This is a genomic window from Cycloclasticus sp., from assembly GCF_019090545.1.
Taxonomy (GTDB): domain Bacteria; phylum Pseudomonadota; class Gammaproteobacteria; order Methylococcales; family Cycloclasticaceae; genus Cycloclasticus; species Cycloclasticus pugetii.
In genome coordinates, this window is the sequence record NZ_JAHRVT010000019.1 from 1 (window position 1) to 14,092 (window position 14,092).

A 14,092-nucleotide genomic window follows, 5' to 3' on the forward strand; every position below is an offset into this window, starting at 1 on the left:
ATTAGGCCTTGGGGGAAAGCTCGGCTCTGGTCAACAATACATGCCTTGGGTGCATATTAACGATATGGTACGCTTGCTGGCGTTCCTTGCTGATAACGAGCAAGCCCAAGGGCCATTTAATGCGTGCTCTACTAACCCAGTACGTAACGATGAACTTACCAAAACCTTAGCGCAGACCCTACATCGTTATGCGTTTATTCCAATCCCTGCTTGGTTACTTAAAGGCGTATTAGGTGAAATGTCTGGCTTATTATTAACAGGGCAACGAGCCATTCCCGAGAAAGCTCATGCAATGGGTTTTAACTTTGCTTATTCTGATTTACAAACAGCGTTAACAGATATTTTACAAACCAAACACTAACAGCGGACGACATAATGACAAACAAAGCAGTATTATTGGCTAACTTAGGATCACCAGACAATACCGATACAGCCTCAGTTCGGCGCTATTTAAATCAATTTCTAATGGACCCCCACGTTATTCAGTTACCGTGGTTATTGCGCCGAATGATTGTTAGCCTGTTTGTATTACCAACGCGGCCAAAAGCTTCTGCTGAAGCCTATAAAAGTGTCTGGATGAATGAAGGTTCGCCGTTGATTGTTTTATCAGAGCGGCTTAAAAACGCATTGCAATCTCAATTAGATATGCCTGTTGCAATGGCCATGCGCTATGGCAAGCCCAGTATTGAGACGGAATTATTAGCGCTCAGTCAACAAGCCGGTATAGAAGAAGTCCTGTACATCCCACTGTATCCACATTTTGCCGATAGTACCGTCACCACCTCTATTGAAGAAGCCGAGCGGGTTATTAAAGAACACGATCTAAACATCAAGCTTAACGTTGTTGCACCGTTTTATGACCAACCTGACTATATTAATGCCTTAGTAAACAGCGCCCAGCCTTATTTAGAGCAAGCCTACGATCACATCGTTTTTAGTTATCACGGCCTACCCGAATCGCATATTACAAAACGTGACCCAACGGGCCAACATTGCCTGCAAAGTGCAGACTGTTGCCAACGCCCAAGCGAAGCGCATAAAACCTGTTATCGCCACCAAGTGATGCGCACCACGCAATGTTTTGTAGAACAGGCGCAAATAGCACCCGAAAAATACTCGGTTAGTTTCCAGTCTCGGCTTGGCCGCGCTAAATGGTTAGCGCCTAATACAGAGGACCGCTTGCGCGAACTGGCCCAATCAGGCGTTAAAAAAGTATTGGTGATTTGTCCCGCTTTTGTCACAGACTGTTTAGAAACACTCGAAGAAATAGCCATTCGTGCAGACGAGGTGTTTAAGGAAGCAGGGGGGGGCGAGTTACAGTTAATTCCGTGTCTTAATGATCACCCTGCATGGGTTAATACGCTAGGGGCGTGGTGCGAAGCGAAGGAGGGATAAAAAGCTTAAGCTTGGAACAATATCCTTGTATTTAATCGCAGTTTCAATAATGGGTGACTGAGTAAAAGCGACATTAATACTTTAACCTTGGCCCCGAATTGTTTACATGTTGCCTAGGCATAAATACTTGATTTCTACAAACTCATCGATACCATATTTAGAGCCTTCGCGGCCAATACCAGACTCTTTAACGCCTCCAAATGGCGCGACTTCTGATGAAATAATGCCCGCATTGATGCCAATAATACCTACTTCAAGCGATTCAGCAACTTGCCACACACGCTTAATGTTTTGTGAGTAAAAATAAGCGGCTAAGCCAAAAGGTGTATCGTTAGCAAGCTCAATGGCTTGCTGGTCTGTTGTAAAGCGATAGAGCGGGGCAACGGGGCCAAATGTTTCTTCATGAGTGATTTTCATCGCCGGAGAGACATTGCTTAATACGGTGGGTTGAAAAAAGAGCCCGCCTAATTCATGCGACGCTCCACCGGTTAGCACAGAAGCGCCTAATTGAACGGCGTTATCAACGTGTTCTTTAACTTTATCAAGTGCTGCGGTGTTAATCAGAGGTCCTTGCTCTGCGGTCGGCTCAATACCATTTGCAACAGTGAGTTGACGTACTGTTGCGGTTAGCTTTTCGGCAAATTCATCATATATACTGTCTTGAACAAATATTCGATTTGCACAGATACAGGTTTGCCCTGTGTTCCTAAATTTACTGGCCATCACGCCTTCAATAGCGGCATCTAGGTCGGCATCATCAAAGACAATAAAGGGTGCATTTCCACCTAATTCAAGGCTTATTTTTTTGATCGTATCTGCGCATTGGCGCATTAAGGTTTTGCCAACCTCTGTAGAGCCCGTGAATGAGAGTTTACGTACGATGGGGCTTGATGTTAGTTCTTCACCGATGGTGCTGGCTTGTCCGGTGACGACATTGAACACGCCAGGTGGTATTCCAGCTTGATCGGCTAATTCAGCCAGCGCGAGTGCAGAAAAGGGCGTTTCCGATGCTGGTTTAATGATAACGGGGCAACCAGCTGCTAGAGCCGGTGCGCATTTACGTGTGATCATCGCATTTGGGAAATTCCAAGGTGTGATCGCTGCAACAACGCCAATAGCCTGCTTGATGACGATGATTCTTTTATCATTACTGGGGGCGGGAATGGTGTCGCCGTATACTCGTTTTGCTTCTTCAGCAAACCACTCAACAAAACTAGCTCCGTATAATATTTCTCCACGTGCTTCGTTGATAGGCTTGCCTTGCTCTGTTGTCATTATGGTAGCAAGGTCTTCTTGATTGTCGATAATTAATTCAAACCATTTTCTTAGAATACTAGAGCGGTCTTTGGCGGGGCGTTTTTGCCATTTTTCCCATGCAGATTGAGCGCATAAAATAGCGTCTTGAGTTTGTTTTGCAGTAAGCAAAGGGACATGGCCTATAAGCTCATTATTTGCTGGGTTATAAACAGCAAGCCTTTGGTGGTCAGTACTATCTACCCATTGCCCGTTGATAAACGCGTGTTGTTTGAAAAGCTTTCTATTTTCAATGTGCATGATTTTATAGCGGCTTTATAAGACAGAAGATCATAGTAATATAAATTTAAAGGATTAAAAGCTTAAAGCAAATATTATTAGCATCGCGTTTTTAATTCTTACTACTGCAAATATTTAAGGGTAGGCCATGGCTTAATGCTCAATCTTGCAGTAAGGGAGTGTCAAGCTGATTGATTAAATATGAGCTGGGGTTATGATGTTAGAACACCTTGCAAATATCAAATAAAGGAGTAATGGTGAAGCAGTAATAAAAACAGTGGTAGATGTCATTGTGAAGTGCTAAAAAAATAATAAAGACTAAACAGGGGAAGAGCATGAATTACAGCAGAGAAACAGCGAAACAGTGGGCGAATGAACACATTAAGGGTTTGTTTATGTGTCCTATTTCACCAATGAATGATGACTTTACTTTTGATGAAGAAGGGATTCGTGAAAATATTGAAGCATTTATTGAAATGGGTGTGGATGGTCTAGTAGTGGGTGGTTTCATCGCCGAGTGCTGGAATGCAACGCTAGACGAATGGTACCGTTATCATGAGGTGGTTGCCGAAGCAGTTAATGGGCGGATTCCCTTATTTTCAATATTATTGGACCCCAGTGCTTATCAAACAATTGAAAAGATGAAGCGCCTAGAAGTACTTGGCTATGACGGTGTAGAAGTGATAAACCCCGTTGTTCAACTCAAAAGTGATGATGAAATTTATAATTGGTTTAAATTTATCACCGATAGCTCGGATTTGGCGGTTGTGCTATACAGAACGCCGGTTTCCGGCAAAGTACTCGGCTGGGATTTACTACAACGTTTGGCAGACCTGGAGACTGTTGTAGGAACAAAACAGGGCGTTATGAATCGCGTGGAAACGTTAAAAATTCGCAGCATCATTCGCCCTGATTTTATTGTAGCTGACCCGTTTGAATCTGTTTTTTGTGATGACCTGCGAAAGGGTGGGCAAACAGTATTTGGTGAGCTGTCTTATATTTTGTATGGCAAAAAACGTCATATCGTCAAAGATTATATGGCCTTGTCGGCAGCAGGCAAGTGGGAAGAAGCTTATCAAACAAGTGCACAGTTAAACGATATTCGAGAATTTTATAATGAAGTGTTTATTTGGGATGTAGTGCAAACATTCACCTATGCCAGTGCCTTAGCTAGTATGAAGGCATGGTTTGAAGAGATTGGTTTAAAAGCCGGGCCTATTCGTCCCCCTATCGAGCAATGCACGCCTGCACTAAAGGCGCGTATTCAGTCAACATTAAAAGAATTGGGCGTGAGTTAAATATAATGAAAAAAAAATTGCATATTTGCATACATGGCGCAGGCGGTTTGGGCTCTGTAATAGGGGGGTATTTAGCTAAATCTGGGCATCAAGTAACATTAATTGGTCGGCAAGCACATGCAGATGCTATCAATCAAAAAGGCCTGCAAATGGTTGGGCGCTTAGGTGACATGTTAATTAAGGATAATTTAAGTGCCGTTACCGTGCCGGATCAAGTAGAAGGCGTTATTGACTACTATATTTTATTAACCAAGGCCAAAGATGCACGGACCGCCTTAAATGATGCCGAAGTTTTAGTTAATCAAGTTAACTGTGCGTTAACGATGCAAAATGGTGTTGGTAAAGAGGCTTTGTTGATTGAACGTTTTGGTGTTGAAAAAGTGATTGGTGGCTCAACGATTGAAGGGGGTACTTTGCTTGCGCCAGGGAAGGTTAATAATCATGTCAGCGCGCCAATAACAGCCTTTTTTGGTGAACTTGATGGCGGCACTACAGAGCGAACCGAGCTATTAGCCGAGGCCTTTAGTGGGGCAAATTTAAAAGCAGAATCTGTTGACGATATTAATCACGTTTTATGGGAAAAAGCGGTTCAGGTATCTGGCGCGTCGGCCTGGGCTGCTAGTACGTTAAGTGCAAACCCAGCGCTAGATTACGCTGATGGTATTTCAGTACGCGAAGGGGCTGAGCATTATGTAACGATTGCCAAAGAATTAATTGATGCCTACAAAGCAATGGGATATGTTCCACAGGATTTTTATGCGCCTTTTTCTTTTCTTAAAGTATTGGATGACGCTACGTTTGAGGATGCTGTTCAAGTTTGCCTTGATTTAGGTGTGCATATGAAAACCTTGCGTCGGGGTATCCGGACATCAATGCATGAAGATGTTATTAATGGCAAATTGACAGAAGTAGATGCTTTGTTTTTACCTTTAATTGAAGCAGCAAAGGAAAATAACGTGGCAATCCCTACCTTCGTTGGTGCATATCGTGTTATTAAAACTATCGACAGCCTACGTTAGAGGTAAAAAAATTACAGGGCTTAGGTGCATTTGTTTAGTGCTTATAAGGCAAGTAGCGTGTAAGGTGTCGAGCCAACTTAAGAATTGATAGTCATGGATAAAGAAACAATAAAAGCATTACTGTATTTAAATGTTGCCAGTATTTTATGGGGGGGTAATGTTTTTTTTGGCAGTTACTTAAAAGACTTTTTAGGTCCATGGAGCATCATGAGCGTGAGAATGCTGATTGGTAGCTTTATATTTTTGTTTTTACTGCACCAAGCAGGGCACCTTAAAGGAGTGACCCGCTTACTCGGCTGGAAAGAGGTGTTTTTAATTGCATTGTCGGGAACAGTTGCCTATCAAGCAACCGTGTATTTTGGTTTGCGCTATACAACGGCCATTAATGTGGGTTTGATTAATTCGCTAGCGCCGATTGCTGTGGCTTTTGCAGCAGCGTTTTATTTAAAAGAAAAGTTAGGCCGTCAACATTGGATAGCGGCGTTTGTTTCGGTTATTGGCTTGGTATTTATTTTGAGTAAAGGGAGCATGGAGAGCCTTTATGCGTTGAGATTTAATAAGGGTGACTTATTTATTTTAGGGTCCATTTTTATTTGGGCCGTTTATAGTATTGCGGCGAAACTGGCAATGGCGAAGGTTACCCCTTTAGTAGTAACAGCCTTGGGTATTTTATTATCAACTTTCATTGTGATCCCGTTGGGGGTGTATGAAGCCAATTACCTTATTAAGCCGGTTATCAATGCTGAGGTTATTATGGCAGTTGTGTTCATAGGTATTGGTCCTACGGTGCTGTCTTTGCTGTTTTGGAATAAGGGAGTGATGATTATTGGTCCAGCTCGTGCGTCATTATTCCTTAATATGGTTCCAATTTATGTAATCGTCTTGTCGTCGCTTTTATTGGACGAAGTACTGCACGATTACCAGTTAATAGGTATGGTATTAATTATTGGTGGCAGCTTATATGCCAATAGGCAAAAGGTTGTTAGCAAGAAAGATTGATATTTCTTTGTGCTGACTGGGTGATGAGTGATTATTTGAATGAAGCCGAGTTGTATTTGTGTTATCTAGGTTTTGTTAAGTCGGGTTAACATACTATAAACACATTATTGTGTAAGGCTTCTGATGAAACCGTACGGTAAAAACTTTTCAATACATGTACTTAGGTCTGCTATTTGACGAATGGGCGAGCCAATAGTCAGATAATGTTCTGTTATATGTTAGCTTTTTGCAGCCTATCAACTCTGCTTGTCGTTAAGGCGTAGAGCCATAAAATGATAACCATGGTGACCCCATAAATAGAAGGGACCATCGCCACATCGGCATTGTTGAGTAAAAAAGGGCTAATAGCAATGGTGACACCTAGCATTGCATTTTGCGCACCTACTTCAATGGAAAGCGTTTTGGTTTGGGGCCTTTCAAGTTTTGCAAATTTAGCGATACCGTAGCCCAGTAATATAGACAGGATATTCAGGCAGATAGTTAATAGACCCACTTGTACGAAGTGTTCAAACCAAGACCCACCGTTTTGCATAAAAATCCCAACAATCAGGAAAGGCAAGAAAGCACCACAGCCTCTTCGCACCCATTGTTTAGAGGCTTTCGCAAAGCGTGGCGCATATTGTAATACCAACATGCCGCAGCTGACAGGTATGACGGTAATCAACATGATTTGGCTGGCTGTTTTCAGAAGAGGTAAACTCAGCTGAATGGTTTCATCGTTAAAGTAGATCATGCTTAGGTTAAGAATAACCGGTAACGTAAAGACGGTGATTAGGCTGGAAATGCTGGTCATCGTGACAGATAGTGCTAAATCGCCTCGTGCGATCAGGGTAAACATATTAGATAACACACCACCAGGGCATAGGGTTAATAACATAATGCCAATGGCTATAGCGCCACTTAGATTTAATGTATAACACAATATAAATCCAAGCAGTGGCAACATAATTAATTGCCCTATTAAGCCTGCCAAAGCGGCCTTTGGAATGGTAAAAACTCGGCTAAAATCTTGGATAGTGAGTCCAAGGCCCATGCCAAACATCAGTAAAGTTAAGAGAATAGTAACAAGGTAGCTGATCATGATATTTTTTTTATAGTTATCTTTTATCAGTATAGTCTTATATGTAAAGCAATGCTAATCAAGCCAGTTTTTGCTCAGCGCTTGGGCTGTTAATAGGCTTGCTGATTGATTTCGCGTTGTGAAATTTTAAGGCCTTGGTGAGAGGGCTTGAAAAATATTTCGCAAGACCCCATATCTGGATTTGCAAATAAACTTGATGGATAAAAGGTAACTTTAATGAGTGAAACAATAGAAAAGAATGAAAAACAAACGCTAGGCTTTGAGGCGGAAACGAAACAAGTATTAGATTTAGTGATCCATTCGCTTTATAGCAACAAAGAGATTTTTTTACGTGAATTAGTCTCAAATGCATCAGATGCTGCAGATAAATTACGTTTTTCGGCACTGTCTAATGAAGAATTATATGAAGGTGATGGTGAGCTGAAAGTTCGTTTGTCAGTTGATAAAGAGGCGCGAACGCTAACAATTTCCGATAACGGCATTGGTATGACGGTAGAGGAAGTAAAGAAAAACATCGGCACCATTGCGCATTCAGGTACTAAAAAGTTTTTTGAGTCATTAACGGGTGATGAAGGCAAAGATAGCCAAATGATTGGCCAGTTTGGTGTCGGCTTTTACTCTGGTTTTATCGTAGCTGATAAAGTGACAGTGGTAACACGCAAAGCAGGCGAAGATAAAAGCATGGGCGTTCAATGGGAATCATCAGGTGAAGGTGAATACACTATTGAAACCGTAGAAAAAGCGGCACGAGGCACCGATGTTATTTTGCATTTGAAAGAAGGTGAAGACGAGTTTTTAGAGTCATACCGTCTACAGGCCATTATTCATAAGTTTTCTGAGCACTTGGATATTCCGATTGTGATGAAAAATGAAAACAAGGATGAAGAGAAAGAAGATGAGCCAGACGATATTACCGTTAATAGTGCTAAAGCGTTATGGACAAAAGCAAAAAATGATTTAACCGAAGAAGACTATCATGAGTTTTACAAACAAACACTTCACGATTATCAAGACCCACTTGCCTATACACATAGTAAGGTAGAAGGTAAAAATGAATATACATTGCTGTTGTATGTGCCTGCAAAAGCACCATTTGATATGTGGGATAGAGAAGCAACCAGTGGTGTAAAACTATATGTAAAGCGTACTTTTATTATGGAAGGTGGCGAATTAATGCCACGTTACTTGCGTTTTGTTAAAGGTATTATTGATTCAGACAGCCTGCCGCTTAACGTTTCGCGTGAACTACTACAGCAAAGCAAACAGATTGATCTATTAAAAGCCGGCGCGGTTAAAAAAATATTGTCGTTGATTGAAGGATTGTCTAAAAACCACCCTGAAAAATTTGATACCTTCTGGGCAGAGTTTGGCGCAGTCTTGAAAGAAGGGCCTATCGAAGATGTAAAAAATAAAGATCGGATTGCTAAATTATTACGTTTTGCTTCCACAAAAACTGAGGGTAAACAAACCGTAACCTTGGCTTCTTATATTGAAAATATGCAAGAAGGCCAAGACAAAATTTATTACCTAACGGGAAGTGCCTACTCAACTGTTAAAAATAGCCCACACCTTGAAGTGTTTAAAAAGAAAGGTATTGAGGTGCTGTTATTGACCGACCATGTTGATGAATGGTTAGTTCAGCATATGCCAGAGTTTGACGGCAAGTCTTTACAATCAGTCGCTAAGGGTGATCTTGATCTGGATTCATCAGATAAGGATGAAGCGGATAAAAAGACCGATGATAAGAAAGAGGATGAATCGCTAAACAGCGTGCTTGAGCAAATCAAAAGCACGTTAGATGGTAAGGTTAAGGATGTGCGTGTTAGTTCAAGGCTAACCGATTCACCTGCTTGTCTGGTTGCAGATGAACATGAGATGGGCGCACACATGGAGCGCATTATGAAAGCGGCAGGCCAAGACATGCCGACCAGTTTGCCAATCTTCGAAATCAATGCAGACCATGCACTTATTCAACGCCTAAAGGATGAAGCGGATGATGAGCGCTTTGCTGACTTATCGAACTTGTTATTTGAACAAGCGTTGTTGAGTGAGGGTGGTCAGTTAGAAGACCCGGCAACATTTGTACACCGCTTAAATAAATTACTGCAATCTTTATTGTAAAAAGTAAAGTTCTTTTTCAATGCTAAAAAGAAGGCGGCCAAATGGCCGCCTTTTAAGTATGTGAGATATAAATCTCACAAGGGAAGGGGCTAAAATTTTAAATACAGGTTGAGTCCTGGGTTGTAGTAATTAAGACGGTTTAAGGCATTATTAAACCGATGGCCTGATTGGTAATTATTGTAGTGATAATGCTTTGGCCGGTAACTGTTATAATTATAATACTTAGGGTGGTTGTTATAGTTTGAATAACGGCGGTCGCGGTAATTATGCTGTGAATGCTTATTCGAATGTTTTCTTGCCTTCCAATGTTGCTTTGTCGAGTAGCCGTTTTGGTGTTTATTATGTGAATAGTGCTTGTTATGGTGGCTTGAAAAGCCAGTGTTACGATCGGTATGATCTGAGCGATCAGAATGTCTTCTGTCAGCTAACGTGTCCGCGCTTATTGTTAACAAAGAACAAAAAATAATAGCGGAAATAATATGTAGTGATTTCATCATCTTATCCTTAACTGCAAAAGCAGTTCTGTTAATGTGCAGTTAAAGGATAAGACTTAGTGATGAATTGAAACTGAATGCTGGCCTTGATGCAGAAAAGTTCGTTCGTTTTTTTACGGTAGTTGCACAGGCGTGCTAGGTTCCCAGTTACTATCCTTATGTTCAGCGACGACCGTGGTATAAACACCACCTCGTACATTAAACTCGGCTGAAAGGCGCATAAAACGTGGCTCACAGGCTTTAACCAAGTCTGCCAAAATGGAGTTGGTTACCGCTTCATGGAAGGCGCCTTTGTCTCGGTAAGACCAAATATAAAGTTTAAAGGATTTTAGTTCGATACAGCTTTCGTTAGGCACATACTCAAGCGTCAGTGTTGCAAAATCAGGTTGTCCCGTTTTTGGGCATAAGCAAGTGAACTCAGGGGTGTCTATGCGGATCGTGTAGTCACGCTCAGTATTTGGGTTAGGAAAGGTTTCTAAGTCGGTATTAGGTTGTGTGCTCATTAAAATATCATTGATGTTGTCTTTAAAAGCGCATTTTACATTGAATATAAAGCGAAGGGTGTTAATCGGCTTTTTTATCGGCTAAATTTACCAGTATTCTTTGTGAAAAAAGTACATTCCTGTATTGTTATTCGATGCGCTTGGAAAAAATAAAACTATCCGGTTTTAAATCATTTGTTGATCCAACGACCATTCCTTTTTCTAGTGATTTGGTCGGTATTGTTGGGCCTAATGGTTGTGGTAAATCAAATGTGATCGATGCCGTTAGGTGGGTGCTTGGTGAAAGTTCAGCAAAGCATCTGCGTGGTGACCAAATGGCTGATGTGGTTTTTAACGGTTCAACAACGCGTAAACCGGTTGGCCAAGCATTTGTCGAACTTATTTTTGATAATACCGATGCCACCATAACAGGTGAATTTGCTGGCTATCAACAAATAGCCTTGCGGCGACAAGTGAATCGGGAAGGGCAATCGGTATACTTTTTAAATGGCACGCGCTGTCGGCGTAAGGATATTACAGATTTATTTCTGGGTACTGGGCTCGGGCCACGTAGTTACGCAATTATTGAACAAGGTACCATTTCACGCTTGGTAGAAGCGAAACCAGATGAACTGCGTGTGTTCCTTGAAGAAGCGGCCGGCATCTCGAAATATAAAGAGCGACGTCGTGATACTGAAAATAGAATGCGCCGTACCCGAGAAAATTTGGAGCGTATCGCTGATCTTTGTGATGAAATTGAAAAGCAATGTCGTCATTTAAAGCGTCAGGCCACTACGGCCGAACGTTACAAGCTCTTAAAAGCAGAAGAGCGTCAATTTAAAGCACAGTTATTGGCATTACGTTGGCAGCGGCTTGATGAGCAAGATGAGGGGCAGCTTAAAGCCATTAAATTGCTTGAATTAAAAGTGGAGCAGACGCTAGCTGCACAGCGAGAGCTGGAAAAAAATATAGAGCAGCAACGTGAGCAGCATAGTCTGCAGCAGAAACAGCTAGGCGAAGTTCAGGCGGAGTTTTATGCGACCGGGTCAGAGATCGCCAAGGTTGAACAAGCTCTGCAGCACCAACAAAGCTTAAAAAAACAGCATGAGTCAGAATTGGAAAATGTTAGCAAATTGCTGACGCTGTCGACACAAGAGCAAGACGAAGGTGATAGAAAATTGGCAGAAACAAATGATGCCATTAAGAAAAGTGAAGCTGAACTGGTTGAGGTAAAGCAACGGTTAGAAACAGCGAATAAAACGCTAGCTGATCAAGAACAAGCAATGGCAGATTGGCAGCAATCATGGGATGAATTTACTTATCGAGTAGCCGAGCCTAAAAGAAGCATTGATGTTGAAAACGCTAAAATAGCTCAGCTTGACAGACAACTTTTGCAAGCGTCGAAACAATTATCTAAGTTTACAAACGAGCAAAAAACACTTCAGGAAGCTTTGGAACGTGTTGACTTAAGCGACCTTGAAAAACAACATGCTCTGTCTGAAACTCAGCAACAAAAGAGTCAATCAGCAGTGCAAGAGAATCGCGAAAAAATGGCTAGCATGCAGTCGTTAATTCATCAAGAAAGTGAGCTTTTAGCCGACTTGCGTGCTGAAAAGTCACGTTTAACGGCAAGGGTTGAATCAATAACTGTTTTGCAGCGCTCTAGTTTAGGTGAGCCAGATGAAACGGAAAGGCAGTGGTTAAAGGGCCTAGGCTTAGCGCAAGCACCTAAGTTAATTGAGAAAATAGACGTGGTAACTGGCTGGGAAAAAGCAATAGAAACAGTCTTGGGGGTAAGGTTACAGGCAATTTGTACTGAGGGTATGGATGCTGTCGTTGATGCTGGCATGCAATACCCAGTTGATGGCTTAACATTCTTTGATACAACGGTTAAGTCTCAACAATCACCTTGTAAAACGTCGTTAGCGAGCCTGATTACCTCTGATTTACCCGCAATGGCTTTGCTGAAAAATGTTCATTTTGCTGAAACGCTGGAGCAGGCAAAAGTCTTAATGAATGAATTAAAAGAGCATGAATCAGTTATCACTAAAGAGTGTGTTTGGCTGCATGTGGATAGTATTTATTTTCAGCATAATGCGCAAAAAGATAGTGCCTTGGCGCTAGAAAAAGAGAAAAAAGAGTTAACTCAACAATTGCACGTGGTGTCGACTAATGTTTTAGATAAAGAAGGTTGGTTAATAAAGGCGCGAGACGAGGTGTCTGAGCTCGAGAAGCAAGGTATTGAGTTGCGCCAACAAGAAGGCAATGCAGTCAGGCAAGTGTCGCAGTTGTGGATGCAGATAAATGAACAGCGTTCAAAACTGGAGATGGCGACGCAAAGGCTGGCAGAGCTAGAGGTTGATATTAATCAGCTCGTTGAGAACCAAGCGACCGATCAAGAGCGTTTAACAGAAAGCAAACGCGTATTGGAGCAGGCCATTGGTCAATCAGCACAAATAGAAACACAGCGTGCTGCATTACAAAAAGAGCGTTCAGTTAAAAAAGACCTCTTAGATAGGATAAAGCAACAAGTGCATAGTTCGCGTGAACGAGTGCATTCATTGATGTTAAAGATCGAAGCGCAACGTTCATCACAAGCGCTGATTGTTCAAAATGCTGAGAGGGTTAACGAGCGTTTGCTTCATGCAAAAGAAAAAGTGGCGGAATTGCAGGCTCAATTAACCATGAGCGATGAGCCAATAGAAGAAAAGGAAGTGACTTTGGCTGATCTACTTAAAAATCGAGTTGCTATTGAAAAACGTCTTGTAGAAGTCAGGACTACGGCTGAATCGACAGAACAAACAATTAGAAACTTGGAAACAACGCGTCATGAATTTGAGCAACTAGTGCAACAGGCAAGGGACAACACGTCTGCCGCAAAAATAGAACATCAGGCTATCTTGGTGCGAAAACAAACCTTAATTGAGCAGCTTGAATCATCGGGCGTTGAGTTGGCTGACACATTGAATGAGATGCCCAAGGATGCAAATGAGACTCATTGGCAAGAGCAGGTGGATGCGCTTGCTGAAAAAATAAATGGTTTGGGTCTAATCAACCTGACGGCAATTGAAGAGTATGAAACACAGTCTGAAAGAAAGCAGTACTTAAATGATCAGCAGCTTGATTTGACCGAGTCGTTGAGGATATTGGAAGAAGCGATTGATAAAATTGACCGAGAAAGCAAAGCGCTTTTTAAAGAAACGTTTGACAAAGTAAATGCAGGTTTTGAAAAACGGTTCCCAAAACTATTTGGTGGTGGGCATGCGTATTTGCAGCAAACAGGCGAAGATTTGTTGGAAACCGGCGTAACGGTAATGGCGAGGCCACCGGGCAAACGTAATAGCTCAATCCATTTGTTGTCAGGTGGCGAAAAGGCACTGACGGCCGTGGCCTTAGTCTTTTCAATCTTTGATTTAAACCCATCGCCTTTTTGTATGCTAGATGAAGTGGATGCGCCATTAGATGAGGCAAATGTTGGTCGTTTTGCTGAACTGGTTAAAGAAATGTCAGATAATGTTCAAATGATTTTGATTACACATAATAAATCAACGATGGAAATGGCTCAGCAGCTAGCTGGGGTCACCATGAAAGAACCGGGCGTATCGAGATTGGTTACCGTTGATTTGGAAGAAGCCGCTAAAATGGCAACTGGTTAAACGCTAAATAAACG

At 41.9% G+C, this 14,092-nt stretch carries 10 protein-coding genes; 7 read left to right on the forward strand and 3 right to left on the reverse strand.

What is annotated here, in order from left to right; translation table 11 throughout:
* The coding region (locus KUG63_RS03835; RefSeq protein ID WP_287554111.1) for a DUF1731 domain-containing protein at positions 1 to 361 on the forward strand (361 nt) is incomplete at its 5' end.
* 14 nt (positions 362 to 375) lie between these two features.
* Positions 376 to 1,395: a ferrochelatase gene (gene hemH / locus KUG63_RS03840; RefSeq protein ID WP_287554113.1), complete on the forward strand. Its 1,020-nt coding sequence runs from the start codon at positions 376 to 378 to the stop codon at positions 1,393 to 1,395.
* A 102-nt stretch (positions 1,396 to 1,497) separates the two neighbouring features.
* Here the strand turns inward: hemH and KUG63_RS03845 are convergent, their stop codons facing one another.
* On the reverse strand, positions 1,498 to 2,949 hold the full coding sequence (locus KUG63_RS03845; RefSeq protein WP_020932856.1) for an NAD-dependent succinate-semialdehyde dehydrogenase: 1,452 nt from the start codon (positions 2,947 to 2,949) through the stop codon (positions 1,498 to 1,500).
* 314 nt (positions 2,950 to 3,263) lie between these two features.
* On the opposite strand from KUG63_RS03845, the gene KUG63_RS03850 reads away from it, so the two are divergent.
* The 3 genes from KUG63_RS03850 (at position 3,264) to KUG63_RS03860 (ending at position 6,244) form a co-directional block, all read left to right on the forward strand.
* Positions 3,264 to 4,226, forward strand: a complete 963-nt coding sequence (locus KUG63_RS03850) for a dihydrodipicolinate synthase family protein (RefSeq protein ID WP_016389700.1) — start codon at positions 3,264 to 3,266, stop codon at positions 4,224 to 4,226.
* Between the two features lie 5 nt (positions 4,227 to 4,231).
* Positions 4,232 to 5,245 (forward strand): ketopantoate reductase family protein, encoded by a 1,014-nt coding sequence (locus KUG63_RS03855; protein ID WP_020932854.1) that lies wholly within the window; start codon positions 4,232 to 4,234, stop codon positions 5,243 to 5,245.
* A 93-nt stretch (positions 5,246 to 5,338) separates the two neighbouring features.
* A complete protein-coding gene (locus KUG63_RS03860) occupies positions 5,339 to 6,244 on the forward strand; it encodes a DMT family transporter (RefSeq protein WP_016389697.1) in 906 nt (301 codons plus the stop codon).
* Between the two features lie 211 nt (positions 6,245 to 6,455).
* On the opposite strand, the gene KUG63_RS03865 is transcribed toward KUG63_RS03860, so the two are convergent.
* The gene (locus KUG63_RS03865; protein WP_016389696.1) at positions 6,456 to 7,325 is read right to left on the reverse strand and encodes a bile acid:sodium symporter family protein; all 870 of its coding nucleotides are present in this window, start codon (positions 7,323 to 7,325) and stop codon (positions 6,456 to 6,458) included.
* A 216-nt stretch (positions 7,326 to 7,541) separates the two neighbouring features.
* On the opposite strand from KUG63_RS03865, the gene htpG reads away from it, so the two are divergent.
* The gene (gene htpG / locus KUG63_RS03870) at positions 7,542 to 9,446 is read left to right on the forward strand and encodes a molecular chaperone HtpG (protein ID WP_015005485.1); all 1,905 of its coding nucleotides are present in this window, start codon (positions 7,542 to 7,544) and stop codon (positions 9,444 to 9,446) included.
* A gap of 607 nt (positions 9,447 to 10,053) precedes the next feature.
* Here htpG and queF read toward each other — a convergent pair.
* Positions 10,054 to 10,443 (reverse strand): preQ(1) synthase, encoded by a 390-nt coding sequence (gene queF / locus KUG63_RS03875; RefSeq protein WP_016389693.1) that lies wholly within the window; start codon positions 10,441 to 10,443, stop codon positions 10,054 to 10,056.
* A 134-nt stretch (positions 10,444 to 10,577) separates the two neighbouring features.
* On the opposite strand from queF, the gene smc reads away from it, so the two are divergent.
* Complete coding sequence (smc, locus tag KUG63_RS03880) at positions 10,578 to 14,078, forward strand: chromosome segregation protein SMC (protein WP_287554117.1); 3,501 nt, start codon at positions 10,578 to 10,580, stop codon at positions 14,076 to 14,078.
* Positions 14,079 to 14,092: the final 14 nt, after the last annotated feature.